Genomic DNA, 26,985 nt, shown 5'->3' with positions numbered 1-26,985 from the left:
GTCCAAAACAGGCGGAGAACAGAACAAATGGCGCAAAAGACGCTTCTGAAGGGACGTGTGCTTAGCTTCAACGGATCACCGTTCGAAGGTGAGCCCACCGATGCGACCAAAATTCACCAAGCCGTCCTGATCGAAGATGGCCGCATCGCGGCACTGGGCCAGGCGTCCGACCTGTCTGACGCGCATCCCGAAGCCAACATTAAGGATTATGGCGATCAGCTGATCATGGCGGGATTTGTGGATTCTCATGTCCACTATCCGCAGACGGCAATGATCGCGAGCTGGGGAAAGCGGCTGATCGATTGGCTGAACAGCTACACGTTCCCTGAAGAGATGAAGTTTGACGACCCCGCCTATGCCGCTGAAATTGCAAACAGATATCTAGACCTAACCGCAGCCCATGGCACCACGACCATGTGCAGCTTTTGTACCATTCATCCAGAGAGTGTTGATGCCTTCTTTACCGCCGCGCAGGCGCGTGGGCAGCGGGTTGTCGCGGGTAAAACCTGCATGGATCGCAATGCGCCTGAGGGGCTGCGGGATACTGCACAAACCGGGTACGACCAGTCCAAAGCTCTGCTTGAAAAGTGGCATGGGGTTGATCGCATATCTTACGCCATCACTCCACGATTTTCGCCGACATCGACGCCAGAACAGCTGGAGGCGATGGGCGCGCTTTGGGCCGAGCATCCCGACTGCCTGATGCAAACCCATCTGAGCGAACAGACCGATGAGATCGAATGGGTCCGATCCCTGTTCCCCGACGCGCGCGACTATCTGGACACCTATGAGCAGTTTGGATTGCTGGGCGGAAATGGCCTTTATGGGCACGCAATCCATCTGGAAGACCGAGAGCGGGATCGTCTGCGCGAGGTAGATGCAGCTCTGATCCACTGCCCCACATCAAACACGTTTATCGGCTCTGGCCTGTTTGACATGAATGGTCTGATCCACTCAGGGCACCGCGTGGGCTTGGCCACCGACACCGGAGGCGGCTCAAGTTTTTCAATGCTGCGCACAATGGCTGCGGCCTATGAGATTGGTCAATTGCGGGGCCAACCCTTGCACCCGTCGCAATTGCTTTGGCTTGCAACGGTGGGATCGGCTCGTACCCTGCGGATGGATGACCGAATAGGAAACATCGCCGTGGGCATGGAAGCCGATCTGGCGGTGCTGAACCTCGCATCGACGCCTGCTATCGCCCAGCGCGAAGCTCATGCTGATGATCTTTGGGAAGCGGTGTTCCCGACCATCATGATGGGTGATGACCGTGCCGTAACCGATACCTGGATCGCCGGACGAGCCGTTTCTGGTTGATAGGAATGGGCCTATGGCCCATGCCTCCGGCGGAGGTATTTTTAGCCAGATGAAGAGCGGATCCGCTATTCTGCCAGCGCGCGTGCCAGACGATTCTGGGTTTCGATGACCCTTGGCAGGTCGATCGTGGCGATCTGGCTGTCACGAACAATCTGGCGTCCCTCGACAAAGAGGTGTTTGACACGCGTTGGTCCGGCCAGAAGGAGCGCAGCGGGGTCCCAACTGCCTGCACTTTCAATTCCTTGCACGTCCCAAATGGCAATATCAGCTCGTTTACCGGGCATAAGCCGGCCGCAATCGGGCCGATTCAACACATCCGCCCCGCCTCGGGTGGCGATCTCAAGCGCCTCACGGGCCGACATGGCGTCAGCGCCGTTTGCGACTCGTTGCAGCAGCATAGACTGGCGCGCCTCGGCCATCAGATTGCCGCCGTCGTTGCTGGCTGATCCATCCACGCCCAACCCGACTGGCACGCCTTGATCACGCATTTTTCGGACTGGCGCGATACCTGAACCAAGACGACAATTGGAACATGGACAGTGCGCAACGCCGGTTCGGCTACGTGCAAACAGGTCAATCTCGGCGCCATCCAGCTTGACACAATGAGCGTGCCAGACATCCGAACCGGTCCAGCCCAATTCTTCGGCGTATTGGCCGGGTCTACAGCCGAACTGATCTTGAGAATAGGCAATATCCTCATCGTTCTCCGCCAGATGGGTGTGCAGCATCACACCTTTGTCGCGCGCCAACAGCGCGGCATCACGCATCAAGTCTCGGCTAACCGAGAACGGCGAACATGGCGCCAAACCAACGCGAACCATCGAACCCTCAGATGGGTCGTGATAGGCGTCTACGACACGGATCATATCCTCCAGAATAGCCTGCTCGGATTCGACCAAAGCATCAGGAGGCAGTCCACCATCACTTTCGCCAATGCTCATAGCCCCACGCGTGGGATGAAAACGCAGCCCCAGCTCTGACGCTGCATGGATCGTGTGTTCAAGCCGCGCGCCATTGGGATATAGGTAAAGGTGGTCAGAGCTAAGCGAGCAGCCGGACAGTGCCATCTCGGCCAATCCGATCTGGGCAGATATAAACATCTCGTCAGGACCAAAGCGGGACCAGATGGGATAGAGCGTTCGCAACCAACCAAACAGCAAAGCGTCCTGCCCGCCGGGAACCGCGCGGGTGAGCGTTTGGTAGAGATGGTGATGGGTGTTCACCAGACCGGGGGTCACAACACACCCAGTGGCATCATGTATTTCGCCATCGCTCGTAAGGCGCTGGCCAATCTGGGCAATCTTACCATCCCGAACCAGCAGATCAGCGCCTGCAAGCTCTTGCCGATCATCATCCATCGTCAGGATCATGTCGGCGTTACGGATCAGAAATTCTGTCATTTTCGCACTCCCGCATACTGCCCGTCTCATGCATGGAGTGATGGGCTGGTGGAAAACGGGCGTAAGAACCAGCCGTGATCAGTTTAAAGTCGCAAAGAAGGGTCGGCAACCCGTTTAGTATTGCTTCAGAATTTCTAGCGCTGCCGCATGAATCTCAGTATTGGCTGCAGCGAGCGCACGCCCACCATTATGAGCCGGATTGCCCTGCCAATCCGTCACAATACCACCCGCGGCCTCGATCACCGCGATTGGGGCCTGGATATCGTAGGAATTCAATCCGGCCTCGACCACTAGATCGGTTTGACCTGCAGCGAGCAACGCGTAGGCATAACAATCCATCCCATAGCGTGTCAGCTTCGTTTTCTGAGAAACCGCCTTGAAGGCGGCGGCCTCGACCGCGCTGCCAACCTCCGGGAAGGTGGTGAAGATGATCGCCTGGTCCAGAGATCGAGTGTCACGCGTCCCAAGTTCGGTGCGTCCCAAAGGGCCTTTGACAAAGGCGTGCTCTTTATCTCCGATAAAACGTTCGCCGATATAGGGCTGATCGATCACACCAAGCTTCGGTCCAGTCTCATCGCTCAGGGCGATTAAGACACCCCATGTGGGCGTACCACTTATGAAACCGCGCGTGCCATCAATTGGGTCCAGCACCCAAACTCGTCCGCTTGTTCCCTCGGAATGACCGAACTCTTCCCCCAGGATACCGTCCTCAGGCCGGTGATCAGCCAGCACCCTACGCATTGCTTTTTCTGCTTCGCGATCAGCGGCTGTCACCGGATCAAAACCGGCATCGAGTTTGTTGTCTGTCTTCAGGTTAGATTGGCGGAAAAACGGAAGAATGGCCGCCCGCGCAGCGTCGGCCATTTCTTCGGCAATCTCTAGATCGCTTCGTAGGGTGTTTTGCATTGCTTACCCGTGCGCCCCACACCCCGCGAAGTCAAGCGCTTGTATCAGGCGACGTCGCTCAGCACGCGTGCCAGTTCAAACAGGCGGCGACGCTGGTTTTCCGGGATCGCATAATACGAGCGAACAAGATCAAGCGCTTCTTTATCACCCATCAAATCCGCAGGAACCGATTTCTTGTCTGCATCCGACTTCTGAGCCTCTTCAAGACCCTCGAAGAAAAAGCTGACTGGAACATCCAAAGCTTCGGCAATGTCCCACAAACGCGATGCGCTTATCCGGTTGGCCCCTGTTTCGTATTTTTGGATTTGTTGAAACTTGATACCAACTTGCTGCGCCAACTGCTGCTGAGTCATGCCAATCAGCCAGCGGCGATGCCGGACGCGTTTGCCCACATGGACATCGACGTGATGGGTCATTGGTAGTCTCCTTTACACAAACACCTGTCCGGGAAACCGCGACAGCAGCCATCGCCGCTTAGTTAGCGGGTCGCTGCTTAAGAACTCCCTAATTCGGATCGTGCCCCCCGAACAGCACCATAGTACAATATTGCCGCAATCCGTTATTTTTTCAAGCTGGTTGAATCAGAGAATTCGAACAGTGGTTTGTGGTTGTACGGCCAACATAGAGATTGATAGTTTCTAAATGGGAAACAGTTGATCCACCCTATTCAGTTTAACGCTGTGAAGATTGCGAATGGAATTGACAAACGGTCAAGCCAAACGGCCTATGGCGACAAAAGAGCGGAGACCAATGATGCAGGCATTTCGTATCGAGACCAAAGGGGCACCCGCTCAGCTATGCGAAACACGCGAAGCACCGCTGCAAGAGAACCAAGTTCGTATCGCAATCCGCGCCTGCGGCCTGAACTTTGCAGACCTTCTGATGCAGAAAGGAACGTATCAAGACACCCCCGAAGCACCGTTTACGCTGGGCATGGAGATTGCAGGGATTGTCACCGAAATTGGAAACAATGCTACGCATTTGAAGTTGGGCGATCGTGTTGCAGTCTATTCAGGTCAAGGCGGCCTGGCCGAATCAGGCGTTTTTGATGCGGACCGGGCAATTCCCCTTCCAGATTCCATGAGTTTCGAAGACGCGGCCGCAATCCAAATTGCCTATGGCACCAGCCATATTGCTCTTGCGCACCGGGCGCGACTGCAACCGGGCGAGACCCTACTGGTCACCGGTGCTGCCGGTGGCGTGGGATTGACCGCAGTTGAAATCGGAAAACTGATGGGTGCGACAGTCATCGCCCAAGCCCGCGGGCAGGACAAATTGGCCGTGGCACAAAAAGCTGGTGCAGACCATTTGCTTGACGCAAGCGAAGACCTGCGCGACCGCGTTCTCGCTCTGGGTGGTGCTGACGTGGTCTACGATGCGATTGGTGGAGATGTCTTCAAGGCCGCCTTCCGCGCGACCAACCCGGAAGGCCGCTTGTTACCGATCGGATTTGCGGCAGGTGAGGTGCCCCAGATCCCGGCCAACCATCTATTGGTCAAGAACCTGACCGTGATCGGCGTATATATCGGCGGCTATCTGAATTTCAGACCCGAGATCGTGCGCGACAGCTTCAGCACCTTGTTCCGCTGGCATTCTGAGGGCCGGATAAAGCCTCATATCAGCCACGTCCTGCCCTTGCAGGATGCAGCAAAAGGTTTGGAACTGCTGCGCGATCGCAAATCCACTGGCAAGGTGGTGATCCGCATCAACTCGCCACTTTAAGCGGCTGCGCCGTTGGATGATTGAAATTTTGGCGCAGTAGGTTCGCAAGCTCTGATACGTATTCCTCACGTACCCGCTCGGCACCATAGAGGTTGATGAACTGCACAGGCAGATCCGGCAGAACCCCGGCATGGTCAATCAGTTCCTGATGGCTGGGCTGGGTGCCTTCCAGCAAAACTCCCACAGCCAGATCAGCGCTGACGGTGGCTTCAACGGTGCGGTCGGAATCGCTGTCGATGCTCATATCCCATTCGATTCCCGCATCATCCAGCGCCGCTGTCGCAACCGGACGGAAAATGCAATTCCGGCAAAACCCCAGCCGCAAAGGCTTTTGGCGCCAGGCAGATCCGTTCAGCGCGCCAACCCAACGCAAAGGCATATGGTGCAGGGTTTCGGCACCTTCGCCCGCACCCGATTCCGTAGTCACAATCAGATCGAAGCTTCCGCGTGCGAACTCTTCTTTCAAGTGCCGCGTGTTGGAAGTGACCAAGTTTACGCTGACCCGAGGAAAGCTGGCATTGAAACGCTTCAACACGCGCGGGATGAACGGATGAACGACGTCATGCGGTACGCCTAGCACGACCTCGCCCTCAAACGCCTGATCCGTCAGCCGCCCGATTACCTCATCATTCAACGCAATTATCCGCCGCGCATAAGCCAGCAACTGCTCTCCGGACGCCGTTAGCGCGATGGTTCGACCGGATCGATCCAGTAATTCCAGGCCCAAAAGCTCTTCCAGCCGTTTTAGCTGCATAGAGACCGCAGATTGCGTGAGGTGAAGAAATCCAGCGGCACGCGTCACGCCACCATGATCAGCAACAGCTACGAAAGACCGCAATGTAGTGATGTCCAGATTTCGCATGTTCAAGATTCCTTATGAGACTCGTCATAAACATTCATTTCCAAAATATGTCAGACTGCTCCATATAGATCAAGGAAATTGATTGAAACGCCACGTTTCATCAGACAATCAGGAAAGGGCAATACTCATGACCCATATAGCCATCTCAACCCCTCGTCGCATCAAGCGTAAGGCAATTGGCGACCGGATACTTGACCTGCTTAGCCTCGCTCGTCAGCGTCGCGAACTCGCCCAGCTTGATGATGATGCACTGAATGACATCGGCGTTTCACGCAAAGACGCGCGTAACGAAGCAGAGCGCCCGTTCTGGGACGCGCCCGACAGCTGGCACAAACATCTGTATTAATTCGAAAATACCGGCGGCTTGAGGGATTTGGCGACCAAGCCGCCGGTTTTTTGGCGACAGTTGCAAAAATTGCCGACAGTTTTGCTGAGTTTCAGGCTTAAAACCCTTGAAACGAGGGCCACACTCTCCGATATTTACCGGGAAACCGGCTCGCATCCGTGGGCTGCGAACAGAATATTGAAGGGAGACCCCTATATGGCACAATTCGACACGATCCGGACGGCGTCCGGCGCGCGCGCTGCCGAGATAGACGAGGGCCTGCGCGCCCATATGAACAAAGTATACGGCACGATGTCCGTAGGCATGCTGATCACATTTGCCGTGGCATGGGCCGTGGGCTCGAGCCCGCAACTGCTGTCGATCTTCCGTGATCCGGTCACGCTGAGCCCCAATATCCTGGGCTGGATCGTGATGTTTGCACCTTTGGCGATGGTGTTTGGCTTTGGCGCCGCCATCAACCGCCTCTCGGCGTCCGGCGCACAGCTGTTCTTTTATGCATTTGCAGCCGTGATGGGCCTGTCGCTGAGCTGGATTTTCGTAGCATTCACCGGCATCTCGATCGCGCAGGTATTCCTGGTGACTTCGATCGCGTTTGCAGGTCTTTCGCTGTACGGTTATGTGACCAAGAAAGACCTGTCCGGCATGGGTACTTTCCTGATGATGGGCGTTATCGGCCTGATCGTCGCGATGGTTATCAACATCTTCCTGCAGTCGCCTGCGATCATGTTCGCAGTGTCGATCCTGGGTGTGCTGATCTTTGCCGGCCTGACCGCCTATGACACGCAGAAGATCAAAACCACCTATCTGCAGATGGCTCATGCGGGCGATCAGGAATGGCTTGGCAAAGCGGCAATCATGGGTGCATTGAACCTGTACCTGGACTTCATCAACATGTTCATGTTCCTGCTGCAACTACTGGGCAACAGAGAATAAAACTGCTTCCAACAGAATACAGAAAGCCCCGCTTAGCACTCCGCTAAGCGGGGCTTTTTTTATGTTGCTCTTCAAAAGCCCATACCAAGCCTTGGTGAATTCGCATGATTTTCCGACTAGTTTATTTTGCCTCCACAAATTTTACACGCCCTCATAGCCGGATAGTCGCCCGTATTTACGCATAGTCCTCATGCTCAATTCACCGATTCCCATCAAAGCTCCGCGAACAATGATCAGCCTGCAGTTACTGTAGCAGTCGGCAGTCAACCATGTTGGCGCAACCCTAATTTTGCACCACTCTGAAAGCCGCGTTTGCAAGTTTGCATATGCGTTCATCAGCGCCTTTCGCCATTGGAACGTTCGTGTACTTGGTCGATCCAATCAAAGAATTTCATAATTTTGATTGCCGAAACCGGTTTCGGAGAAAACAAATAGAAGAATGATGACGAATCCAAGTCTCCAGCAACCGCAGTCTCGCCCCCGGAGTCATTCTGGCCCCGGCAGGGTAAAACTGGATCAATTGGCCGATCATCTTGGGCTTTCTAAGAGCACGGTGTCCCGCGCCCTGAATGGATATACCGACATCTCGGAATCCACGAGAAAGCGCGTTGAAACCACGGCGCGAAAGATGGGCTATCGCCCACTCAGCCATGCGCAGGCGATACGAACCGGGCGGGTGCGCGCCATCGCCATGGTCATCAACAGCGAAGAACCAGACCGGCATAATCCATTTCTTCAGGACTTTCTGGCCGGAGCATGCGAAGCGGCGAGCGCATCCGACTGGACGATGACGATTTCTACGGCGAAGTCCGAAAAAGATATGCTTGATGTATTGGGGCGGCTTGTCGAAGAGCGCAAAGCCGATGGATTCATTCTGCCCCGGACCGAGGTCGACGATGCGAGGGTGAAATACCTGCAAGAGTTGAAGGTTCCCTTCATCATGTATGGCCGCACGGGGTATGGGCAGGCGGACTGGCAGGATGAGACATCCTGGTTCGACATTTCGGGTGAATCTGCAACCCGTGATGCGGTCGGTCGGCTCGTCGATTTTGGCCATACGCGTATCGGCTATGTCGGTAGCGATCCGAAATTCAACTACAGCCATCTGCGCCGTGACGGTTATCTCGAAGGTCTCAAGATCGCGGGCTTGTCTGCCGATCCCGAGTTGTTCCGGGAAGGTGCTCGTACGCGCGAGGAGGGTGCGGTTGAGGCACGCGCGCTTTTGACGCTGAATCACCCACCTACTGCAATAGTGTTTGCAACAGATCTTGCTGCGCTGGGGTGTTACTCGGTCTGTGCAGAACTGGGCCTCGAGGTCGGGCAAGATGTATCAATTTTGGGATATGACGGCATCCCTGAATGCCAATATGTCAGCCCTGGTCTAACCACGTTCAGCGTCGATTCTAAGCGGGCCGGAGAACGCCTTGCGACGATGCTGATCAGTCAGACTCGCGGTGAAGCACCGACAGATCTGCGTGAGATTAGTGAGGCCGTTCTGATCGAACGCAATTCCGACGGGCCACCAAGCGTTACAGCCGAGGAACTGGCCCGAAAAATTCAACTTTCAAAAGATCATAACCGGGGAGGAAACCGACTATGAAACTTGCACCTTTAGCATCGCGAATGATGCTTGGAACATCGCTTGCGCTAGTATTGGCGGCGATGTCCGCTCAGGCGGATACGATCCGCTTCTGGACCACCGAAGAACAGCCCGAGCGGCTGGCCAAGCAACAGGAAATGGCTGACCAGTTCAAGGCTGAAACCGGCACCACGGTCGAGGTTATCCCGGTCACCGAAAGTGATCTGGGTACACGCGCCACAGCAGCATTTGCCGCCGGAGACCTGCCAGATGTGGTCTATCATCCGCTGCAATATGCCCTGCCATGGGCTGAAGCGGGCATTCTGGACACCGAAGCCGCCACCGAAGTGATCGAAGAACTGGGCGCCGACACCTTCGCCCCCGGCGCGCTTGGTATGGCGGCGTTCAATGACGAAACCGCGTCGGTACCGGTCGATGGATGGACCCAAATGGTTGTCTACCGCAAAGACCTGTTTGATGAAGCGGGCCTTGAGGCCCCGAACTCATTCGCCAACGTCGTTGCTGCGCTGGAGCAGTTGCACAACCCGCCCGAGATGTACGGTTTCGTTGCTGCAACCAAAGTTGATGAAAACTTCATGAGTCAGGTTTTGGAGCATGTGTTCCTCGCCAATGGCGTGACCCCTGTTGGCGCGGACGGATTCCAGCCGCTGGATGAAGCCAAGACCATAGAGGTATTGGATTTCTACAAGGCGATCTCGAAAGCCTCGCCCCCGGGTGAGCTATTCTGGAAACAATCGCGCGAGCTGTATTTTGATGGCAAAGCAGCGATGATCATCTGGTCGCCCTTCATCCTTGACGAACTGGCCGGTCTGCGCGACAGCGCCCCGCCGACGATCAACGATGATCCGACCTCACGCGATCTGGCCTCGAAGACTGGTATCGTCACTAACTTCTCGGGCCCATCGAACCCGGATGGCGCGGCTTGGGGTGACGTTCGTTACTTTGGCATCACCAACGACGCCGACACCGACGCGGCTATGGAGTTCGTGAAATTCGCCATGGACGACGGCTATACTCAAACACTGGCCATCGCACCCGAGGGCAAGTTCCCGGTCCGTCGCGGTAATGCTGACAACCCGACCGCGTTCTCGGAAGCATGGGCAGAGCTGCCTGTTGGCGTGGACCGCAAAGCCCCGTTGGGCGAGCTGTATGATCAGGCGATGATCGATGAGATCGTCGGCGGTCTGGACGTGGCGCAGCGCTGGGGCGTTGCTGAAGGCCAGCTGGCTTTGGCGTCCAAAATGATCAACAGCCAGGCAATTAACCGGGTCGTGCGCCAATATATCGACGATGAAATCGATGCCGCCGCTGCAGTGGCCGCAATGAACGACGAGCTCGCGAAGGTTCAGTAACCTTGTGACACATGCAGCGGCGATTGCGCCGCTGCACCCAACCCTTCGAGGTATCCCATGTCTTCGGCCACCCCACCGACCGGAACCGGGGCGCTAGCCAAACGCGAGGCGCGTCTGGCCTGGACGCTGCTGGCTCCGACAGTGATCAGTGTATCGCTTGTGGTGATCCTGCCCTTGCTGGCGATCTTTTGGATCAGCTTCAAGCCCTTCACCCTGTCTGACCTTCGTCCGCCTGCACCTGTGGTGCGTGAAAGCTTGCGCGGATCTGGCGAGGATCTGCGGATTGAATACCGCGTCCGCAACTCAAGTCAGGACATCGCCGTTGTCGGCGTCACCCTGACAGATGTTCTACCGGACGGCGTGACGGCGCGCGAAGTTGCAAGTCCCTGTGTTCTGGACGGGCAAGACCTGTTCTGCGATTTCGGCACACTGGAAGGCGGTCAACGCGAACGCATCCGTATTCCGGTCACCTTGGACGGAGATCAGGACGCTTTCGAAGAGCTGCTCGAAGGATCAGAGCCCGGCGTGACCGGGAGCGGACCCAGCGTCCTGACCAACCTTGAATTCAGTCTGGAAAACTACGCCCGTGTCTTTGATGGAGACGAGTTCTGGGGCGTGCTGTGGGTCACGTTGTTCTACACCGTGGTCGGCACCATTGGAGCTTTGGTGATGGGCCTGTTTGCAGCCTTGTTACTGAATAAAAGCTTCAAGGGACAAGGGTTCATACGCGGCCTCTATCTGTTCCCCTATGTGGCGCCGGTCATCGCTGTGGCCTTCACATGGGTCACCTTGTTCGACCCGTTCTCGGGTTCTGCCAACGCATTATTGGTGCAGATGGGACTAAGCAGTGAACCGATCAACTTCTTCGGGGAACGCCCTTTGGCGCTGATCATGGTGACAGTTTTCGAGATCTGGCGCTATTTCCCGCTGTCCTTCCTGTTCATTCTGGCGCGGATGCAATCCATCGACTCTAGCATGTATGAAGCAGCGGATATGGATGGAGCCTCACCATTCCAGAAGTTCTGGCTGCTGAGCATCCCGCAACTGCTGGGCATCCTGTCGGTACTATTCCTGCTGCGCTTCATTTGGACGTTCAACAAGTTCGACGACATCTTCCTGCTGACCGGCGGCAATGCCGGCACCCGTACTCTGACTGTAAATGTCTATGAACAGGCCTTTGCGGTTTCGAACATCGGCGCAGGCGCAGCGGTGGCCGTTGTGATCCTGATGTGCCTGATTGCCTTCAGCTTCGTCTTCTTCCGCTTCATCAGCCGTGAGGAGGGTTTGTGATGCGCAAAGGGTATATAACCGCCCCGATTCTAGGCGCGCTCTGGCTGGTGGTGATCGCCACTACCGTCGCCATCACCATGTCATTCTCGACCGGGGCTGCGTTCCGGCCACAGGTCTTGCTCTGCTTGATATGGGGGGCTGTTGCCGGTCTGGTGTATGTCCGCTTCCCGGCGCAACGCGCACCGGCCCGACTGGGTGTTTCCGCCTTGTTAGGCCTGTCTTGCCTGACCGGAGTCGGGCCTGTCCTAATCGGCCCTGACACATCCCTGCAGGCAATACTGGTCACCGTGGTAGCGATGGCAGTCGTGATGCACCTATCCGTTGCCGCAATCCTGATAGAGACACCGTTCGGCGAGCTCACCCGCCACGAGTACGAAGAGGCCGTGATCCGGTTCTGCACGGGCTTTGGCTATATCTTCTTCACGGCGATCGTGATCATTCCGTTCTATGTGATGGTGATGACCAGCCTGAAGTCGCAACAGGCCCTGTTGCAGAACCCGCTGGATTTCTCGGTAGATCTATCACAAGGCACCGCGCTGTTTCGCAGCTATACCGAGCTGTTTCGCGATTTCAACTTCGGCACCTATCTTTGGACCTCGCTCTACGTCTCGGTCCTGACGGTCTTTATCACCCTGCTGTTCAGCGTCCCCGGAGCCTATGCCGTCGCGCGGTTCCGTTTCTCGGGGCAAAAGGCGTTCTCACGCTCGATCCTGCTGATCTACATGGTGCCGATGATCGTCCTGGCATTGCCGATCTATATCGCGTTCTCGCTGACTGGCTTGCGCAACTCGATACTTGGCATCGTGATGATCTACCCGGTCACGACGATCCCTGTCGCGCTGTACATGCTGCAAGGTTATTTCCGTGGTTTGCCGACTGAGGTGGAAGAAGCCGGTCTCATGGATGGGCTGTCGCGGCTGGCAGTGATTTGGAAGATTACGCTGCCGCTTAGCCTGCCTGCGCTGGCGTCGGTCTCGCTCTACGTCTTCATGATCGCTTGGAACGAGTTCCTGCTGGCCTTCATGCTGCTGGACGACCCTTCGAAATTTACCCTGACCCGAGGCGTCACGATGCTGAACTCCTCGGAAATTCCCCGACAACACCTGATGGCGGGTGCGGTGATCGCCACTGTTCCGATTATGGCGCTGTTTTTGGGACTTGAACGTTTCATGACCAAAGGCCTGACAGCCGGGTCTGTCAAAGGATGACTGAGATGAACCAACATACCAACCCTGATCGCGAGGCGCGCAACATCCTGGTTGCCAATGATCGCGGCGGCTACACCATCCCGACCGAAGGGCTTTACCCCTATCAATGGAATTGGGACAGCGCGATTGCGGCGCTTGGTTTTGCCGAGTTCGACATTGATCGAGCCTGGGTGGAACTAGAAACACTGTTCTCGGGCCAATGGGATGATGGAATGGTGCCGCATATCCTTTTTCACAAACAGGATGACGGATATTACCCCGGCCCGGATGTCTGGGGTGGCCACGGGCCGATCCCGTCCTCTGGCATCATTCAGCCCCCGGTGGCTGCAACTGTGGCGCGGAAGATCTGGGAAAAAGATGGCGATGCAGGCGCGGACCGCGTTCGCGCGCTCTTCCCATCTCTGCTGGCGTGGCATCGCTGGATCATGAGATGGCGACTCGACGAACACGGCGCGGTCTGCACCACGCATCCGTGGGAAGCTGGTCGCGACAATGCACCGGACTGGGACAAGGCAATGGAGGGCGTAGATCCCACAGGTGTCGGAGACTACCAGCGCCGTGATACAAGCCACGTCAACAGTGCAGACCGACCGACCAAATACGACTATGACCGCTATATCAAATTGGTTCAGATCGGCTGTCAGGCCGACTGGGATCAACAGAAGTTGCTGAGCCTGAATCCCTTCCGAGTCGCAGATCCGACGATGACATTTATCACTCTGCGCGCCGCACGCGATCTGCAGGAGATCAGCGAAAGGCTTGGAATTGCTGCGGATGAACTAAGTAGCGACATTCAAAGGCTCGAAGCGGGCGCGCGATCTTTGTGGAACGAAACGCTGAGCTCGTTCGACTCGCGTGATGCGCTGACTGGTGATTGGGCCGGAAGCATCTCTAACGCGTCGTATCTTTGCTGGTTTGGGGGACTTGACTCACAGCACATGCTGGAGCGCCTGCGGGCGACGCTTGCAAAAGTACCCTTTCCAGTTCCCAGCTATGACCCCGCGATGCCCAACTTCGACCAACGCAGGTACTGGAGGGGTCCCACTTGGGGGTTCATGAATATGCTGATCGGGTTTGGATTAGCGGATATGGGGCACCTCGAAGAAGCCGAGGCACTGCGCCAGAAAACGTCGCAGCTGATCGCAACAAACGGCTTCGCTGAATACTACGATCCTCTGACCGGCAGCCCTGCCGGAGGGAATTCATTCACCTGGACAGCCGCGGTTTGGCTGCATTGGGCAGGGAGGAACTAATGGGCAGCATCGAACTAAAATCCGTCGAAAAGTGGTTTGGCTCGGCCCAGGTCATCAAAGGCGTTGACCTAATGATTGATGAAGGTGAATTCATCGTCTTCGTCGGTCCATCGGGCTGTGGAAAATCCACCCTGCTTCGCATGATCGGTGGGCTTGAAGATATCTCGCGCGGATCGCTACTAATCAACGGCAATGATGTCACGGATCACCCACCCTCCAAGCGGGGTCTGACGATGGTGTTCCAGTCCTATGCGCTTTATCCCCACCTGACGGTCGCCGAAAATATGGGGTTCTCACTTAAGGTCGCGGGTGTTCCGAAGGCCGAGATAGCAGAGCAGGTCAATAAAGCCGCCGAGGTTCTCAAGCTGGGACCTTTTCTGGAACGTCGCCCCAAGGACCTGTCCGGTGGACAGCGGCAGCGCGTTGCAATTGGTCGTTCTATCGTGCGCGACCCGACGGCGTTTCTGTTCGATGAACCGCTCTCGAATCTTGATGCAGCGCTTCGTGTCGAAATGCGTTACGAAATCGCGAAACTTCATCAGAACCTAAAGCGCACAATGATCTACGTGACGCACGATCAGGTTGAAGCGATGACATTGGCCGACCGCATCGTCGTGCTTGAGTACGGCAAGATCGCGCAAGTCGGCACACCCCGCGAACTTTACGAACGCCCTGCCAATCTGTTTGTCGCACAGTTCATTGGCAGCCCCAAAATGAACATATTGCCGTGCACGACTCAGAACGATGGCTACACTCTGGAACATGGCAGAGGCGGCGACTTCGCGCGCTCGGGTGTAGCAAGCAAACTCGGCATTCGCCCCGAACACATCGATGTTGTATCATCGGGCGATGGGCAATGTGATGGCATCATCGAGGTGATTGAGTATCTGGGGGCAGATACCTTCCTGATCGTGGATTGCGGCGCCGAAGAGAAGGTTACCGTGCGCCTAAATGGGGACACCGCTCTAAAGCCTGGGGCAAAGATCGGCCTGCATTTTCCCACCGACAAACTTCATTTCTTTGACGAGAATGGGCAGGCATTGGTAGAGCAATGAACGTTGCTTCCTATCAGTTGAGGTTAAACAGTTCTGCTGATCTGGGCAGAGTTTCACCACTGATTATTCTTTGGCGGTGAGGCGGAATAGAGAACACGCATAGCGCTTGCTTGGATGCCTACGGATGGCGGGGGCCTCTGAACTCGCGTGATCATCGCCCGGTGTGTCACATGGATTGAATGACCGGTGCTGGGTTTGGGCCATTGTTCAGCGCCTCGTAAGACTTGCAGAAACACTGAAACTAGAAAGCCCCCGCCAATGGCGGGGGCTTTTACTTAGATTGTGTAAGCTAAATTAACGGCAGTTCAGTGGCACTGCAAAACCCGAACTGCGCTCGGACGAACCTTTGCGGTATACATCACCCGCGGGCAAACATCCGGTAAAGCGTTCCGTTTGAGCGCCAAAGGCCGAGCCCACCGATGTATCAACTTTGGTGGAGTTGTTTTCCGTACGCAGGACGCCGAACAACTGACCGTTCACACTGACATTGCTCAGGTACAGATTGGTATCACTGCCAGTGAGCTGAACTGAATTCGCATCTGAGCGACCGCCATTATCGATTGCGACACCTGCGATCTTTTCAAGCTCGGCTTTGTCCGATGTAACCTGGACCGTTGGTAGCTTGGCCAGTTCCGCCGGGATGTTGGTTTCTGGCGGCAAAAAGGCTACGGCGCCTTTCACATCCGACACTGTGCGCGGTTCACCATCAATCCCGGTGAAACCAACACCTTCGCGGTTAAAGGGGTCTTCGCAGGCTGACAATGTCAGAACAGCAAGAGCGGGCAACAAGATTTTTTTCATGGCGGTCAACATTTTGGAAAGGGTTGCTGAAGCGTAGCGGCAGGGGATTAGAAAAAGCAAGCCGCTGAGATTCAGAACACCCAAACCTCTGATGCGCCCCTGCAACGCCCCTGCTTGGTTTAGGCCGACCAAGAGATACCCCAAAACAATACAAAAAAGGACCCTGCATGGCAGAGTCCTTCTTCAAAAAGTATGTCAGAGGGCAGATTACTTGATCTTGCCTTCTTTGTACTCGACATGCTTCCGAGCGACCGGATCGTATTTACGAATGGTCATTTTCTCGGTCATGGTGCGCGCGTTCTTCTTGGTCACGTAGAAGTGGCCCGTGCCCGCGGTCGAGTTCAGACGGATCTTGATTGTCGTCGGCTTCGCCATGGTTATCTCCTGCGTCCGAAAAGGCAGGGGCCTTTCGGTTGAATCCTTATGAGCGTGCGCTTTTAACCGCTCATGCGCCCAAGTCAACCGGATTCGCCGCGTTAGGGGAACAATTCCTGACACGGCTTCAAGAGCAGTCGATTTGGAGCGCTCACGATTCTGTGATAGTGTCGCCGGAACCTTCGAAGCCCGTTTTACGGACTTAGGTAATACCGTGCCGGATGTAAATTCCGGCAGACAACACCGCTCACAACTATAGCAACGCCCGGCTGTCTATTTGGCCGGGTCTTTTCCGGTTTGCGCGCAATCCTGCACGCGACACGGCCAGGGAGTCGGCCGCTTTTAGCGCTCCGAATAAACTGCAACCAAGGGAGAGAAATATGCCTGTTTTCATTACCTATGCGTCTTATTCGCAAGATGGGGTCAAAGGAATGTTGGCAAAACCGGAAGATCGCACCGGTCCCGTCAAGTCCTTGCTTGAGAAAGCAGGCGGCAGACTGATCTCATTTTATATAACCACCGGAGGCAATGATGTCGTCGTTATCAGCGAACTGCCTGCAGGCAGTGATGCTGTGGCAATTGGCATGGCCGTCGCGGGCACGGGTGCGGTTTCGAGGATCGAGACCGTTCGCGCATGGTCGGCGCAGGAATTTGTTGCCGTCGCCGAAAAAGCTGCAGCACTTGGCGGCACCTACACACCTCCGGGCGGTTAACAGGAGACGCGCGGAGGGCCTGTAAGCCGGATCCTGTTCCAGGGTTGCCCCCTTCGATGACCATTCCTCTAGGCCGTGCATTGCTGCGCGGCTCGAGCTGCCAACCCGGTCCCTCTCGGCCAAGGCGTACCTAGCGGCGGTATCGGTTTGCACCGACCGGCCCGCGCGGGGACCCTATTCGGCATTGCTCCCGGTGGGGCTTGCCGTGCCGCCACTGTTGCCAGCGGCGCGGTGGGCTCTTACCCCACCGTTTCACCCTTGCCACACATGTGTGGCGGTCTAATTTCTGTGGCGCTTTCCGTCGGGTTTCCCCGCCCGGGCGTTACCCGGCACCGTTGCCTTGTGGAGTCCGGACTTTCCTCTCGGGCCTAACGACCCCAGCGGCCATCCGGCCCTCCGCGCGTGGGTTGGGTAGGCTCTGTGCGCGGTGGCGTCAAGGGTGGTTGGCGCGTTAAAGGGGCCAGCCCCTTCTTGGCCTGCGGCCAATTCATCCCCGAGATATTTTTGGCCAGATGAAGGGCGGATCAGGTCGATTTTGGGAGCGGACAGAGGGCTATGAGATCATCGAGGTGCAAGGGGCCTGAGGCCCACGGGCGATAGCGCAGGCGTGTGGAATTTAGGAGCGTCTTCTCGTCGCTTGTCGCTGTGTAGCCCCGGTTCTGCGCCAGCTCGCGGAAGTTGACGTTCGGTTCGAGGGCAGTACCACGCCGAGCGGCAAGGCGCTGGTGTTCCAGCCTTTGCCAGTCGAACCGGGGGCCGGGGTCGGACTTGCGGCCCGGTGCCATGTCGGAATGCCCGATCACACCCTCTGGCGCGATGGTCCAACGCTGCATGAGTTCGGGCAAAAGCTGTTCCAATACACGCATTTGGGGTTCGGCAAACGGGTGATCTCCGCCATTGTCCAGCTCGATCCCGATTGAGCGGGAGTTTATGTCGGCTTGCCCTTGCCACTCCCCTGCCCCGGCGTGCCAAGCGCGATCTTCCTCTCGGACAAGCTGCCATAGCGCACCGTCACGACCGATCAGGTAGTGGGCGGAGACCTCGGGACCCGGATCGCAGAGACGTTCAAGCGCGGCAGCAGCGCTCTCCATTGCAGTGTAGTGCAGCACGATCAGCTTGGGTGACAGCCCATCCCGACGGGGGCCGAAATTGGGCGATGGGTGCCAGATGGGGGAGAGCTTAGTTGTTGACGGCACTGCGGAACGGGCTGGGGTCCCAGCCGCAGGCGTAACCGTCGCCATCCGGATCCAGCCCTTTGCGGTCACGCTGGGGGCCTCCATTCGACAGAAACTCAATCTGCGCCTGATCAGGAGAGGCGAACTGAGCGCAGTTGCGCTGTGCCTTGGCCTGCAGGTTAAATCCGGCTCGGCTGTACAACTGGGTACCGATGGGGTTCGAAGTGCTCAGGGCGTATTGCACGATATTGGGTTGCCCGTCAGAGCCGCGCTCGGGCACGGCAGTAGGGGCGACGACCTCGTAAGACTGCCGATTCTGTTCGATACGAGCGGCGTCGGCATCGATACTGCGACGGTTCGAGACAGCCTCAAAATCCTGCTCATCAGAGATACTTGGGTTGTTTGTTGCAGTCAGAGGCGCGACGCGCGTCTCTTGACCCGACGTATTCGCCAAGGCAATGGCTGTCTGGTTGGCGATGTCAGTGGCGTCGCCTGTCGGCGCGGCACCAACAGCCCCCTGCGCCGAGAGCGGCTGTTCGGAAACTGCCTCGGGTGGCGCAAGCGGATTACCGGCAAGACCCTGCCCGGCCAGTTCGGCCTCGCGCTGCGCCTGATATTCCGGCGTATTGAAACCGGTACCCGAAACAGGGGTAACGGTATCACATGCCGCGATCAGCCCAAGGGCCGGGATCAGAAGCAATTTGCGCATTTGGCTGCTCCGGTTCTTTATTGCCGTGTCAGGATTGAGGATTACCACCATTTTCCGGGCTTGGCCACAAACCCAGCCGCACTCTCTAGCGCGTAGGCGGTGTTGAGCAGATCGCCTTCCTCCCACGGACGGCCGATCAGCTGCAGACCCAACGGAAGGCCCTGTTTGTCCAGACCAGCAGGCACCGAAATTCCGGGCAGGCCGGCGAGGTTCACTGTCACGGTGAACACATCGTTCAGGTACATCTGAACAGGATCAGCCTCGGTCATCTCGCCCAGACCGAACGAGGCCGACGGCGTTGCCGGGGTCAGGATCGCATCAACGCCTGCAGCAAAGACATCTTCGAAGTCCTTCTTGATCAGGGTACGGACCTTGCGGGCGCGGTTGTAGTAGGCGTCATAGAAGCCTGCAGACAGCACGTAGGTGCCGATCATCACCCGGCGCTGGACCTCATGACCGAAGCCTTCGGCGCGGGTCTTTTCGTACATCTCGGTGATGCCATCGCCTTGAGCCAGCTGTGCTCGGCGGCCATAACGGACACCGTCATAGCGGGCGAGGTTCGACGACGCCTCGGCAGGAGCAATCACGTAATAGGCAGGCAGCGCGTATTTGGTATGCGGCAGCGAGATATCGACGATTTCGGCGCCTGCGTCTTTCAGCATAGCGGTGCCATCGGCCCAAAGCTTTTCAATCTCGGCAGGCATGCCGTCCATGCGGTATTCCTTCGGGATACCGATTTTCTTGCCTTTGATATCGCCGGTCAGCATCGCCTCGAAATTTGGCACGGCCAGCTCGGCGCTGGTGGAATCCTTGGGGTCATGACCGCACATGGTTTCCAGCATGATCGCTGCGTCACGGACGTTCTTGGTCATCGGACCGGCCTGATCCAGAGAAGAGGCGAAGGCCACAATGCCCCAGCGCGAGCAACGACCATAGGTTGGCTTGATGCCGGTGATACCGACAAAAGCAGCAGGCTGGCGGATCGAACCGCCGGTATCGGTACCGGTTGCGGCCAGACACAGGTCAGCCGAGACAGCCGAGGCTGAGCCACCGGACGAGCCGCCGGGTGTCAGCTGTGCATCGTCATTGCCGCGCCGCCACGGGCTGACGGCGTTGCCGTAGACAGAGGTTTCATTGGACGAACCCATGGCGAATTCGTCCATGTTCAGCTTGCCCAGCATCACGGCACCGGCATCAGCCAATTGTTGCGACACGGTGGATTCGTATTCGGGCTTGAACCCCTCGAGAATTTTCGAGGCCGCTTGCGAGGGCACGCCCTTAGTGCAAAACAGGTCCTTGATGCCGATCGGCAGACCGCACATCGAAGGCGCGTCACCGCCTTTGATCCGCTCATCCGCCGCCTTGGCGCGCTCCAGCGCGATCTCGGGCGTTTTGTGGACAAAGGCGTTGAGCGCGTCGGCGTCGTCAATCGCCTTGAGGCAAGCCTCGGTCAGTTCAACGGATGTGACATCTTTGGCACGCAGCGCGTCGCGGGCCTCGGCCAGGCCCAATTTGTTCAGTTCGCTCATGACTTACTCCACAACTTTTGGAACAGCGAAGAACCCTTCGCGCGCATCGGGGGCGTTGGATAGGACTTTGTCCTGCTGGTTTCCATCGGTGACCACGTCCTGACGACGCTTCAGGCGCATCGGCTCAACCGAGACCATCGGCTCGACGCCTTCGACATCCACTTCGTTCAGTTGCTCGATAAACCCGAGGATATTGTTGAACTCGGACGCCAGCGCAGGCAGCGCATCATCCTCGACCTTGATCCGGGCCAGTTTGGCCACCTTGGCGGCGGTGCTTTGGTCAATCGACATCGGAAACCCTCATCTACGTTAGGGGGCGTTTACCTGCCTGCCGCAACACTCGCAAGAGCGACAGGCGGCAGACGGGGATTCAAACCCAATATCGCCAGCTGCCATGCATATTTGAATGGCTGATATGCAAATAAGTAAACCGATTAGTTCAGTTTTGCCATTGAAAAAATGAACCGAACAGTTCACCTCAATATCGTGACGCAACGAGAAATCGGAGACACCTCATGAAAACCCTTCTTCCCGCCTTCATATTGTCCGCTCTGGTTCTGACCTCGCCCGCCCTGGCTTTGGGTATCGATATGAACAATCTGACCCGAAACCTTAGCTTCCCCGCGCCTGTTTCGGAGCCCATGACGAGGGACCACACCCAGGCAGGCAAATAACCCTGACCTGCGCGCCGGATCGGTACGCCCCCTCCCGATCCGGCGCTTTTTACAATTGACTGCTGCACCCATTCCAACAACTCGTTAGCATGGTCTTGGACCAAACGCCGAACCACCCGTCAGGTGCAGTGCAGGCGAGCTAACGGAGCAGAGAATGAGCACACGCAAGCAAACCGTTCTGGACGCAATTGACGCAGCAAATGCGCAAGACCCTAATATGGAGGACGGCCAGCCGGTCGAGCTGCTTTATGGCCAACGCATGAGCACCGAGCTGGATCGGCTATTTCCCGATGCGTCGGATGCTTTACAGATCGCCGCACGTGGTCAGCATGTCGAACGCTGGAAGCTAAAGCGCACTGAATACCCCGAAGGACGTGCAGGGTATCTGGCCTGGCGTAAGGCGCAGGGCGTTTATCACGCCGATGTTGTGCAGGGGTTCATGGAACTGGCGGAATATGGTGCGGACGATATAGAAGCCGTCGGGCAAATGCTGCGCAAACAGGGGATCAAGCGCAATGCCGAGGTACAGGCGCTTGAGGACGTGATCTGTTTCGTTTTTCTGAAATGGTACTTTGAACCTTTTGCCGCCAAGCACTCCGCCGAAAAAATCCAGCGCATTGTTGAAAAAACGGCTTTCAAGATGTCAGCCGAAGGCCGCGCGCGCGTATTGGCTGAATTTGATCTGCCCGAGGCTTTGGCTGCTGCGTTCAGGGACTAACCAATCAGGAAGATGCTTAGGTGGTTCTGATCAATGCCCTGATCCTGCAGCCACCGCAGCTCCGGCAGGTGGATTTCGGATCGCCCGCAGATAAACCTCAATCATCCAGCCCAGCATAACTGCATTCAGAATGTGCCACATAAAATGCGTCCCCGTTGGCAGATACCCGCAAATTGGAGTGTCCAGTGATCGAAAGGTGATCGAGGTGATCAGGACAGTTGCTCCTATTGTCAGCCCACGCGCAGTGTCCGGGGCTTTCCGGCGCAACAGGATCGCATAAATCAGAATCAATAGAGGGACTGGGGCGTATGCCGCCGAGCCACCAAGCCCAGGCACCAACTGGAATAGCGGGATCGTCAGCGCCACGTACGGAAAGAACATCGCGGTCAAACCCAGCGCGTATCTGTTGCTCAGCCGCCAGACATCGCGATTCACTGCGTAGATGTAAACGAGGATGTACAGCAGAATTGGCGTCACATCCAAGATCGCCGCCCAAACCTGCGCATGTGTATGGAACAGATAGCTGCCAATTCCGATCATCGCCAATATGACAACCAAAGTCATCGCCAAAGGTGCGCCCTGCCCCCGCGCCCTTTGCCACATCACAAATGCAGCAATAAGAAAGGCCGCATTGGTAATCGCGTTTATCGGCTCGGCCCAATACGCGGGTGAGAGCCTCTCACAATATCCATCAACATACTGCGTCCAATCCATAGATTTTTACATAGCCGATGCTAGGCTAACTCCAAGCGGAAAATGGGAGGATTCTCTATGGATATCATTTGGCTGGGACATGGCAGCTTTCGCATCGAAACAGCAGGACAAGTTCTGTTGATCGATCCCTGGCTGACGGGCAACCCGTCTTTGCCCGAAGATCAGCATGACGCAGCCGTTGCGGGCGCGACGCATATCCTGCTGACTCATACTCATTTCGATCATGTCGTCGATGTGCTGCCGCTGGCCAAACATCTAAACGTGCCCGTGGTCGGGCAATACGACCTGATGGGCTACTGGGCCGAGGCTGAAGGTATTGAAACGGTCGGATTCAACAAAGGTGGCACTGTTGACCTAAACGGTGTCAAATTAACGATGGTGCCTGCCTCGCACAGCTCGACCTTCTCGACGCCTGATGGTCTGCGCACGGGTGGAACCGAGGTCGGCTATATGATCGCGTCCGAGGACCGTATGCTCTATTTCTCGGGCGATACCGACATTATGGCCGACATGGAGTGGATGGGTGATTATTACAAACCCGATATCGGCATCCTTTCGGCAGGCGGCCACTTTACCATGGACATGAAGGGCACTGCCTATGCTGCCAAGCGGTATTTCAATTTCAAGACAGTGATCCCGTGCCATTACAAGACCTTTCCGGTTCTCGCGCAATCGGCTCTGGAATTGGCTGTCGGGTTACCCGGTGTCGATGTAATCGAGCCCGAGGTCATGCAGGCGATTTCTCTCTGATGCCCGCGTCGGATTTCAGCGCGCAGGAATACGCTGACCGCATTCACAAGACCCGTTCTGCGATGGATCAACAGGGTATCGAGACCTTGTTGATCACGGACCCATCGAACATGGCGTGGCTCACCGGTTATGACGGTTGGAGCTTTTACGTACCGCAGATGGTCATCCTGCCCGCCAGCGGATCGCCCCTTTGGTGGGGCAGAACGCAGGACAAGGCTGGGGCTGCGCAGACCACCTGGCTGGACCCCGAGGACCTGCTGGACTGGCCCGAAGAGCATGTTCAACACCCGGAGCACCACCCGGTCGACGCCCTTGTCCTTGCGTTGCGGGATCGCGGCTGGACCGCTGGTATCGGCGTAGAGATGGATAACTATTACTACTCAGCCGCCAGCCACCGTATCCTCGAACGCGCCTTCGGTGCATTGATTGACGCCACAGGGCTTGTGAATTGGAAGCGCGCCGTAAAAAGCGATGCCGAGATCGCAATGATGCGCAAGGCGGGTCAGCTGACCGCACATATGCACGGAGTTCTGCGTGACGCATATCGCGAAGGATTGCCCAAAAACCAACTTGTCGCCGAAGTGCAGGCGGCAGGCATCGCCGGACTGCCCGGCCTAGCCGGAGATTACCCTGCTATCGTGCCGATTGCACCCTCCGGTCGTGAGGCTTCTGCCTCGCACATTACTTGGAACGACCGACCTCTGGCGCGGGATGAGGCGACCTATTTCGAAATCTCCGGCTGCTATCGACGCTATCACTGCCCCGCCAGTCGCAGCCTGTTTCTGGGTGATCCCCCGGATGATATCCGCCGGGCCGAAGCCGCCGTTCTAACCGCTATCGACGACACAATGACCGCCGCACGCCCTGGCATCACCTGCGAAGAGGTCGCGGCTTGTGTCTATGACAGTTTCGCCCGCGCGGGGTATGTCAAAGCCAACCGCACCGGCTATCCCATCGGGCTCAGCTATCCGCCCGACTGGGGCGAGCGCACCATGAGCCTGCGACCCGGTGACACGACGGAATTGCAAGAGAATATGACCTTTCACCTAATGCCCGGCCTCTGGACCCCAGACTGGGGACTGGCGATTACCGAAAGCTTTGTGGTGACGTCAGATGGGGGCAAGCCCCTGGCTGATATCCCACGTGAAATGGTCGTTAAAACTTAACCGCGCTGCGCCGCGAAGAAGCGTTTCAGCAGCGCGGCAGCCTCTTCGGCGGCAATGCCGTCATAGACCTCGGGTCGATGGTGGGCCTGTGGGTGTGAAAACACGCGCGCGCCATGCGCGACACCGCCAGATTTCGGATCGGAAGCGCCGTAGTAGATGCGCCGGATGCGGGCTGCGGCCAGCGCTGCGGCGCACATGGCACAAGGCTCAAGGGTTACGTAAAGGTCATGATCGGGTAAACGCTCGGACCCGGCCGCGGCACATGCGGCGCGCAGAGCCAGAATCTCAGCATGGGCAGTGGGGTCATTCAACTCGCGAGTGCGGTTCCCATCTGCGGCCACCACCTGCCCGTCGGGCGCGACGATCACCGCGCCGACCGGCACTTCACCTCGGTCTGCTGCCGCCTGTGCCTGTTCCAGCGCCTGTTTCATGTGGGATCTGAACTTCATGCCTCTGACTGCCTCAGAAACCCGTCTTTCGCAAGCCGCCGGGATGGGTTATGGCCGGAGGATGACCAATACCCCTCCTCCCGGCGACCGGATCGCCAAAGTGCTGGCCCGCGCCGGTGTCGCCTCGCGCCGCGAAGCTGAACGCATGATCGAAGCCGGACGTGTGACCGTGAATGGCAAGGCGATCAACAGCCCTGCGCTGAACGTAACCGCCAAGGACAGGATTACCGTCGATGGTAAACCAGTATCCGAGCCCGAGCCATCACGCCTGTGGCTCTATCACAAGCCACCGGGACTGGTGACGACGGCGCGTGACGAAAAAGGCCGCAAGACGATTTTTGACGACCTGCCCGAGGATATGCCCCGGGTCATGAGCGTCGGGCGACTCGATCTGAACTCGGAAGGATTGCTGCTGCTGACTAATGATGGCGGCATCAAGCGCAAGCTGGAACTGCCCTCAACTGGATGGCTACGCAAATACCGGGTGCGGGTAAATGGACGCCCCAAAGACGAAGATTTCGAACCGCTGCGCAAAGGCCTGGCAATCGATGGTGAGCGGTTTCAGCCCATGACCGTGACACTGGACCGGCAACAGGGCGCGAACGCTTGGCTGACCATCGGCCTGCGCGAAGGCAAAAATCGCGAAATCCGCCGCGCTATCGAAGATATCGGTTATGTGGTGAACAGGCTTTTGCGGGTTTCTTACGGCCCATTCCAACTGGGCAACCTGAAACCCGGCGAGGTTGAAGAAATCCGCCGCCGTGTCATGCGCGACCAACTGGGGCTGGATGCTGAGGATAGCGGAATACCCCCGGCCAAACGCCCTGCTCGACCGCAGCGCAAAAGACCAGCAATCGGCAAGAAACCTCGCAAGTGACGCGGGTAATTCAACCTTCCCCCTAGCGCCAAGCCCTCGTATCGCCTAAATTTTCCCTGATGGTCACAGTTGGGGGGCGCTATGTCCGGGACCGGAGTACAAAAATTGGCCTATGCGGCCCTGTTGGTGCTGTTGTTCGGCGTCTGCACCGGTCTGTTGGGGGGCCTGTAGCGAAATGGCCAAACGGTACGGCGGCAAATTCAGCCCAGAAGGCGATGTTTCCTCGCAAGATCAGCCATCGCGTGGCCAATTCGATGGTGCCCGTGTCGAACCGGCAGGTGCACGCGCGAACATCCTGTTTGTCCCGGCGATACCACTGGTGTTTCTGTCTCTGAACGATGGCGCGATCGGAATGACCATCGGCCTGGTTGCGGCAGGGCTACTGACCGCTGCCGCGTTTCTGCTGCGCGAAGGTTTAAGGGCCGAATCCGCTTACAACGCCCGCCGCACCGCACGCAGACCTGCGTTTCCCCGCAAGATGTTTTCCAGCGTTCTGACCGGTTTGGGGGCGGCGCTAGCCTCATACCGGACCGAATTTCTGGACGCCGAAACAGCATCACAGGTAAGCCTGCTGGCCCCCATCCTGTTTGGCGCCGCTGCAACGGTTCTACATTCGGTTTCCTTCGGCCTCGACCCAATGAAGGACAAAGGAATGGAGGGTGTCGACACCTTCCAGCAGGACCGTGTCGCACGCGTGGTCGAGGACGCCGAAACCCATCTGACCCAAATGACAGATGCAATAAAACGCGCAGGTGACCGCCGGATCGAAGCGCGGGTCGAACGCTTTCAGGATACAGCCCGCGATCTGTTTCGCACGGTCGAGGAAGACCCGCGCGATCTGGCTGGTGCCCGGAAATATCTAACTGTTTATTTGCAAGGCGCACGCGATGCGACGGTGAAGTTTTCGGACGTCTATGCCCGTACCCGCGATGCGCAGGCGCTGGCGGATTACTCGGCCCTGCTGGACGATCTTGAACAGAATTTCGCGGCGCGGACGCGAAAGATGCTATTGGATGACCGCAGTGATCTGACGGTTGAAATTGATGTGCTGCGCGACCGGTTGCAGCGCGAAGGCGTCCGGTTGGACTGAC

29 protein-coding genes and 1 other RNA gene are annotated in these 26,985 nt (G+C 57.1%); 17 read left to right on the top strand and 13 right to left on the bottom strand.

The features are described 5' to 3' along the window. The first annotated feature begins 27 nt into the window (after window positions 1-27). The gene (guaD, locus tag AC2TEM_RS11460) at window positions 28-1,317 is read left to right on the top strand and encodes a guanine deaminase (RefSeq protein ID WP_170420728.1); all 1,290 of its coding nucleotides are present in this window, start codon (window positions 28-30) and stop codon (window positions 1,315-1,317) included. Window positions 1,318-1,382: 65 nt separating this feature from the next. On the opposite strand, the gene AC2TEM_RS11455 is transcribed toward guaD, so the two are convergent. The 3 genes from AC2TEM_RS11455 to AC2TEM_RS11445 all read right to left on the bottom strand — a co-directional run bounded on the left by AC2TEM_RS11455 (window position 1,383) and on the right by AC2TEM_RS11445 (window position 4,039). Further along, window positions 1,383-2,717 carry an 8-oxoguanine deaminase gene (locus AC2TEM_RS11455; RefSeq protein ID WP_170420726.1) on the bottom strand — a complete coding sequence of 445 codons (1,335 nt, stop codon included), beginning with the start codon at window positions 2,715-2,717 and terminating at the stop codon, window positions 1,383-1,385. A gap of 114 nt (window positions 2,718-2,831) precedes the next feature. Next, complete coding sequence (gene hisN / locus AC2TEM_RS11450; protein ID WP_170401576.1) at window positions 2,832-3,623, bottom strand: histidinol-phosphatase; 792 nt, start codon at window positions 3,621-3,623, stop codon at window positions 2,832-2,834. 44 nt (window positions 3,624-3,667) lie between these two features. Next, entirely contained in the window at window positions 3,668-4,039 is a 372-nt protein-coding gene (locus AC2TEM_RS11445) for a helix-turn-helix domain-containing protein (protein WP_170343628.1), read from the bottom strand. A 337-nt stretch (window positions 4,040-4,376) separates the two neighbouring features. On the opposite strand from AC2TEM_RS11445, the gene AC2TEM_RS11440 reads away from it, so the two are divergent. Further along, window positions 4,377-5,345, top strand: a complete 969-nt coding sequence (locus tag AC2TEM_RS11440) for an NADPH:quinone oxidoreductase family protein (RefSeq protein WP_170401579.1) — start codon at window positions 4,377-4,379, stop codon at window positions 5,343-5,345. On the opposite strand, the gene AC2TEM_RS11435 is transcribed toward AC2TEM_RS11440, so the two are convergent. Continuing rightward, the gene (locus AC2TEM_RS11435) at window positions 5,329-6,207 is read right to left on the bottom strand and encodes a LysR family transcriptional regulator (protein ID WP_170401582.1); all 879 of its coding nucleotides are present in this window, start codon (window positions 6,205-6,207) and stop codon (window positions 5,329-5,331) included. The genes AC2TEM_RS11440 and AC2TEM_RS11435 overlap by 17 nt on opposite strands. A 127-nt stretch (window positions 6,208-6,334) precedes the next feature. Here AC2TEM_RS11435 and AC2TEM_RS11430 point away from each other — a divergent pair, with 127 nt between their 5' ends. The 8 genes from AC2TEM_RS11430 to AC2TEM_RS11395 all read left to right on the top strand — a co-directional run bounded on the left by AC2TEM_RS11430 (window position 6,335) and on the right by AC2TEM_RS11395 (window position 15,244). Continuing rightward, window positions 6,335-6,553, top strand: a complete 219-nt coding sequence (locus tag AC2TEM_RS11430; RefSeq protein ID WP_170401585.1) for a YjiS-like domain-containing protein — start codon at window positions 6,335-6,337, stop codon at window positions 6,551-6,553. Between the two features lie 195 nt (window positions 6,554-6,748). Beyond that, window positions 6,749-7,486, top strand: coding sequence for a Bax inhibitor-1/YccA family protein (locus tag AC2TEM_RS11425; RefSeq protein WP_010441904.1), 738 nt, complete (start codon window positions 6,749-6,751; stop codon window positions 7,484-7,486). Window positions 7,487-7,925: 439 nt separating this feature from the next. Further along, window positions 7,926-9,086: a LacI family DNA-binding transcriptional regulator gene (locus AC2TEM_RS11420; RefSeq protein ID WP_480790512.1), complete on the top strand. Its 1,161-nt coding sequence runs from the start codon at window positions 7,926-7,928 to the stop codon at window positions 9,084-9,086. Then, complete coding sequence (locus AC2TEM_RS11415; RefSeq protein ID WP_170420724.1) at window positions 9,083-10,438, top strand: extracellular solute-binding protein; 1,356 nt, start codon at window positions 9,083-9,085, stop codon at window positions 10,436-10,438. Before AC2TEM_RS11420 ends, AC2TEM_RS11415 begins: the two co-directional genes overlap by 4 nt. Window positions 10,439-10,495: 57 nt before the next feature. Further along, window positions 10,496-11,728, top strand: a complete 1,233-nt coding sequence (locus AC2TEM_RS11410; protein WP_170420722.1) for a carbohydrate ABC transporter permease — start codon at window positions 10,496-10,498, stop codon at window positions 11,726-11,728. After that, the gene (locus tag AC2TEM_RS11405; RefSeq protein ID WP_170420720.1) at window positions 11,728-12,936 is read left to right on the top strand and encodes a carbohydrate ABC transporter permease; all 1,209 of its coding nucleotides are present in this window, start codon (window positions 11,728-11,730) and stop codon (window positions 12,934-12,936) included. The genes AC2TEM_RS11410 and AC2TEM_RS11405 overlap by 1 nt, the downstream gene beginning before the upstream one ends. Window positions 12,937-12,941: 5 nt before the next feature. Next, on the top strand, window positions 12,942-14,189 hold the full coding sequence (locus AC2TEM_RS11400; protein ID WP_480790511.1) for an MGH1-like glycoside hydrolase domain-containing protein: 1,248 nt from the start codon (window positions 12,942-12,944) through the stop codon (window positions 14,187-14,189). Beyond that, window positions 14,189-15,244: an ABC transporter ATP-binding protein gene (locus AC2TEM_RS11395; protein WP_170392212.1), complete on the top strand. Its 1,056-nt coding sequence runs from the start codon at window positions 14,189-14,191 to the stop codon at window positions 15,242-15,244. The genes AC2TEM_RS11400 and AC2TEM_RS11395 overlap by 1 nt, the downstream gene beginning before the upstream one ends. Before the next feature lie 294 nt (window positions 15,245-15,538). Here the strand turns inward: AC2TEM_RS11395 and AC2TEM_RS11390 are convergent, their stop codons facing one another. Beyond that, on the bottom strand, window positions 15,539-16,045 hold the full coding sequence (locus AC2TEM_RS11390; RefSeq protein ID WP_170392214.1) for a membrane lipoprotein lipid attachment site-containing protein: 507 nt from the start codon (window positions 16,043-16,045) through the stop codon (window positions 15,539-15,541). Window positions 16,046-16,252: 207 nt separating this feature from the next. Next, window positions 16,253-16,420: a 50S ribosomal protein L33 gene (rpmG, locus tag AC2TEM_RS11385; RefSeq protein ID WP_010441901.1), complete on the bottom strand. Its 168-nt coding sequence runs from the start codon at window positions 16,418-16,420 to the stop codon at window positions 16,253-16,255. 380 nt (window positions 16,421-16,800) lie between these two features. On the opposite strand from rpmG, the gene AC2TEM_RS11380 reads away from it, so the two are divergent. Then, window positions 16,801-17,133 (top strand): GYD domain-containing protein, encoded by a 333-nt coding sequence (locus AC2TEM_RS11380; RefSeq protein ID WP_480856193.1) that lies wholly within the window; start codon window positions 16,801-16,803, stop codon window positions 17,131-17,133. 6 nt (window positions 17,134-17,139) lie between these two features. Here AC2TEM_RS11380 and rnpB read toward each other — a convergent pair. The 5 genes from rnpB to gatC form a co-directional block, all read right to left on the bottom strand. Then, window positions 17,140-17,533: RNase P RNA component class A (rnpB, locus tag AC2TEM_RS11375), an RNA gene on the bottom strand. Window positions 17,534-17,657: 124 nt separating this feature from the next. Further along, complete coding sequence (locus tag AC2TEM_RS11370; RefSeq protein ID WP_170609439.1) at window positions 17,658-18,374, bottom strand: N-acetylmuramoyl-L-alanine amidase; 717 nt, start codon at window positions 18,372-18,374, stop codon at window positions 17,658-17,660. Next, complete coding sequence (locus AC2TEM_RS11365) at window positions 18,313-19,017, bottom strand: hypothetical protein (RefSeq protein ID WP_170420712.1); 705 nt, start codon at window positions 19,015-19,017, stop codon at window positions 18,313-18,315. The genes AC2TEM_RS11370 and AC2TEM_RS11365 overlap by 62 nt, the downstream gene beginning before the upstream one ends. 41 nt (window positions 19,018-19,058) lie before the next feature. Next, on the bottom strand, window positions 19,059-20,546 hold the full coding sequence (gatA, locus tag AC2TEM_RS11360) for an Asp-tRNA(Asn)/Glu-tRNA(Gln) amidotransferase subunit GatA (RefSeq protein ID WP_170420710.1): 1,488 nt from the start codon (window positions 20,544-20,546) through the stop codon (window positions 19,059-19,061). Between the two features lie 3 nt (window positions 20,547-20,549). Further along, complete coding sequence (gene gatC, locus AC2TEM_RS11355) at window positions 20,550-20,837, bottom strand: Asp-tRNA(Asn)/Glu-tRNA(Gln) amidotransferase subunit GatC (protein WP_170392224.1); 288 nt, start codon at window positions 20,835-20,837, stop codon at window positions 20,550-20,552. Window positions 20,838-21,061: 224 nt separating this feature from the next. Here gatC and AC2TEM_RS11350 point away from each other — a divergent pair, with 224 nt between their 5' ends. Together AC2TEM_RS11350 and AC2TEM_RS11345 are read left to right on the top strand one after the other, a co-directional pair. Further along, the gene (locus AC2TEM_RS11350; protein WP_170420708.1) at window positions 21,062-21,220 is read left to right on the top strand and encodes a hypothetical protein; all 159 of its coding nucleotides are present in this window, start codon (window positions 21,062-21,064) and stop codon (window positions 21,218-21,220) included. Window positions 21,221-21,374: 154 nt separating this feature from the next. Further along, complete coding sequence (locus AC2TEM_RS11345) at window positions 21,375-21,938, top strand: DUF4202 domain-containing protein (protein ID WP_170420705.1); 564 nt, start codon at window positions 21,375-21,377, stop codon at window positions 21,936-21,938. Between the two features lie 30 nt (window positions 21,939-21,968). On the opposite strand, the gene AC2TEM_RS11340 is transcribed toward AC2TEM_RS11345, so the two are convergent. Beyond that, complete coding sequence (locus tag AC2TEM_RS11340; protein WP_170420703.1) at window positions 21,969-22,652, bottom strand: ceramidase domain-containing protein; 684 nt, start codon at window positions 22,650-22,652, stop codon at window positions 21,969-21,971. A 57-nt stretch (window positions 22,653-22,709) separates the two neighbouring features. Between AC2TEM_RS11340 and AC2TEM_RS11335 the strand changes: the two genes are divergently transcribed. Together AC2TEM_RS11335 and AC2TEM_RS11330 are read left to right on the top strand one after the other, a co-directional pair. Then, the gene (locus tag AC2TEM_RS11335; RefSeq protein WP_170420700.1) at window positions 22,710-23,402 is read left to right on the top strand and encodes a metal-dependent hydrolase; all 693 of its coding nucleotides are present in this window, start codon (window positions 22,710-22,712) and stop codon (window positions 23,400-23,402) included. Continuing rightward, a complete protein-coding gene (locus AC2TEM_RS11330; protein WP_170420698.1) occupies window positions 23,402-24,568 on the top strand; it encodes a M24 family metallopeptidase in 1,167 nt (388 codons plus the stop codon). Before AC2TEM_RS11335 ends, AC2TEM_RS11330 begins: the two co-directional genes overlap by 1 nt. Here the strand turns inward: AC2TEM_RS11330 and AC2TEM_RS11325 are convergent. Further along, the gene (locus AC2TEM_RS11325) at window positions 24,565-25,017 is read right to left on the bottom strand and encodes a nucleoside deaminase (protein ID WP_170420696.1); all 453 of its coding nucleotides are present in this window, start codon (window positions 25,015-25,017) and stop codon (window positions 24,565-24,567) included. The genes AC2TEM_RS11330 and AC2TEM_RS11325 overlap by 4 nt on opposite strands. Here AC2TEM_RS11325 and AC2TEM_RS11320 point away from each other — a divergent pair. Beyond that, complete coding sequence (locus AC2TEM_RS11320) at window positions 24,998-25,894, top strand: pseudouridine synthase (protein WP_480856192.1); 897 nt, start codon at window positions 24,998-25,000, stop codon at window positions 25,892-25,894. The two genes, AC2TEM_RS11325 and AC2TEM_RS11320, sit on opposite strands and share 20 nt — an antisense overlap. Window positions 25,895-26,069: 175 nt before the next feature. Next, a complete protein-coding gene (locus tag AC2TEM_RS11315; protein ID WP_170392241.1) occupies window positions 26,070-26,984 on the top strand; it encodes a 5-bromo-4-chloroindolyl phosphate hydrolysis family protein in 915 nt (304 codons plus the stop codon). Window position 26,985 lies beyond the last annotated feature (1 nt).

Source organism: Ruegeria sp. HKCCD3925, from assembly GCF_057221175.1.
The sequence above is the reverse complement of the archived record's forward strand: the minus strand, read 5'-3'. Positions and strand labels throughout refer to the sequence as shown.

Excerpts from the sequence above, each read along its gene's own strand:
- guaD (WP_170420728.1), top strand. The coding sequence starts at position 28 with ATGGCGCAAAAGACGCTTCTGAAGGGACGTGTGCTTAGCTTCAACGGA.
- AC2TEM_RS11455 (WP_170420726.1), bottom strand. The coding sequence starts at position 2,717 with ATGACAGAATTTCTGATCCGTAACGCCGACATGATCCTGACGATGGAT.
- hisN (WP_170401576.1), bottom strand. The coding sequence starts at position 3,623 with ATGCAAAACACCCTACGAAGCGATCTAGAGATTGCCGAAGAAATGGCC.
- AC2TEM_RS11445 (WP_170343628.1), bottom strand. The coding sequence starts at position 4,039 with ATGACCCATCACGTCGATGTCCATGTGGGCAAACGCGTCCGGCATCGC.
- AC2TEM_RS11440 (WP_170401579.1), top strand. The coding sequence starts at position 4,377 with ATGCAGGCATTTCGTATCGAGACCAAAGGGGCACCCGCTCAGCTATGC.
- AC2TEM_RS11435 (WP_170401582.1), bottom strand. The coding sequence starts at position 6,207 with ATGCGAAATCTGGACATCACTACATTGCGGTCTTTCGTAGCTGTTGCT.
- AC2TEM_RS11430 (WP_170401585.1), top strand. The coding sequence starts at position 6,335 with ATGACCCATATAGCCATCTCAACCCCTCGTCGCATCAAGCGTAAGGCA.
- AC2TEM_RS11425 (WP_010441904.1), top strand. The coding sequence starts at position 6,749 with ATGGCACAATTCGACACGATCCGGACGGCGTCCGGCGCGCGCGCTGCC.
- AC2TEM_RS11420 (WP_480790512.1), top strand. The coding sequence starts at position 7,926 with ATGATGACGAATCCAAGTCTCCAGCAACCGCAGTCTCGCCCCCGGAGT.
- AC2TEM_RS11415 (WP_170420724.1), top strand. The coding sequence starts at position 9,083 with ATGAAACTTGCACCTTTAGCATCGCGAATGATGCTTGGAACATCGCTT.
- AC2TEM_RS11410 (WP_170420722.1), top strand. The coding sequence starts at position 10,496 with ATGTCTTCGGCCACCCCACCGACCGGAACCGGGGCGCTAGCCAAACGC.
- AC2TEM_RS11405 (WP_170420720.1), top strand. The coding sequence starts at position 11,728 with ATGCGCAAAGGGTATATAACCGCCCCGATTCTAGGCGCGCTCTGGCTG.
- AC2TEM_RS11400 (WP_480790511.1), top strand. The coding sequence starts at position 12,942 with ATGAACCAACATACCAACCCTGATCGCGAGGCGCGCAACATCCTGGTT.
- AC2TEM_RS11395 (WP_170392212.1), top strand. The coding sequence starts at position 14,189 with ATGGGCAGCATCGAACTAAAATCCGTCGAAAAGTGGTTTGGCTCGGCC.
- AC2TEM_RS11390 (WP_170392214.1), bottom strand. The coding sequence starts at position 16,045 with ATGAAAAAAATCTTGTTGCCCGCTCTTGCTGTTCTGACATTGTCAGCC.
- rpmG (WP_010441901.1), bottom strand. The coding sequence starts at position 16,420 with ATGGCGAAGCCGACGACAATCAAGATCCGTCTGAACTCGACCGCGGGC.
- AC2TEM_RS11380 (WP_480856193.1), top strand. The coding sequence starts at position 16,801 with ATGCCTGTTTTCATTACCTATGCGTCTTATTCGCAAGATGGGGTCAAA.
- AC2TEM_RS11370 (WP_170609439.1), bottom strand. The coding sequence starts at position 18,374 with ATGGCGACGGTTACGCCTGCGGCTGGGACCCCAGCCCGTTCCGCAGTG.
- AC2TEM_RS11365 (WP_170420712.1), bottom strand. The coding sequence starts at position 19,017 with ATGCGCAAATTGCTTCTGATCCCGGCCCTTGGGCTGATCGCGGCATGT.
- gatA (WP_170420710.1), bottom strand. The coding sequence starts at position 20,546 with ATGAGCGAACTGAACAAATTGGGCCTGGCCGAGGCCCGCGACGCGCTG.
- gatC (WP_170392224.1), bottom strand. The coding sequence starts at position 20,837 with ATGTCGATTGACCAAAGCACCGCCGCCAAGGTGGCCAAACTGGCCCGG.
- AC2TEM_RS11350 (WP_170420708.1), top strand. The coding sequence starts at position 21,062 with ATGAAAACCCTTCTTCCCGCCTTCATATTGTCCGCTCTGGTTCTGACC.
- AC2TEM_RS11345 (WP_170420705.1), top strand. The coding sequence starts at position 21,375 with ATGAGCACACGCAAGCAAACCGTTCTGGACGCAATTGACGCAGCAAAT.
- AC2TEM_RS11340 (WP_170420703.1), bottom strand. The coding sequence starts at position 22,652 with ATGGATTGGACGCAGTATGTTGATGGATATTGTGAGAGGCTCTCACCC.
- AC2TEM_RS11335 (WP_170420700.1), top strand. The coding sequence starts at position 22,710 with ATGGATATCATTTGGCTGGGACATGGCAGCTTTCGCATCGAAACAGCA.
- AC2TEM_RS11330 (WP_170420698.1), top strand. The coding sequence starts at position 23,402 with ATGCCCGCGTCGGATTTCAGCGCGCAGGAATACGCTGACCGCATTCAC.
- AC2TEM_RS11320 (WP_480856192.1), top strand. The coding sequence starts at position 24,998 with ATGTGGGATCTGAACTTCATGCCTCTGACTGCCTCAGAAACCCGTCTT.
- AC2TEM_RS11325 (WP_170420696.1), bottom strand. The coding sequence starts at position 25,017 with ATGAAGTTCAGATCCCACATGAAACAGGCGCTGGAACAGGCACAGGCG.
- AC2TEM_RS11315 (WP_170392241.1), top strand. The coding sequence starts at position 26,070 with ATGGCCAAACGGTACGGCGGCAAATTCAGCCCAGAAGGCGATGTTTCC.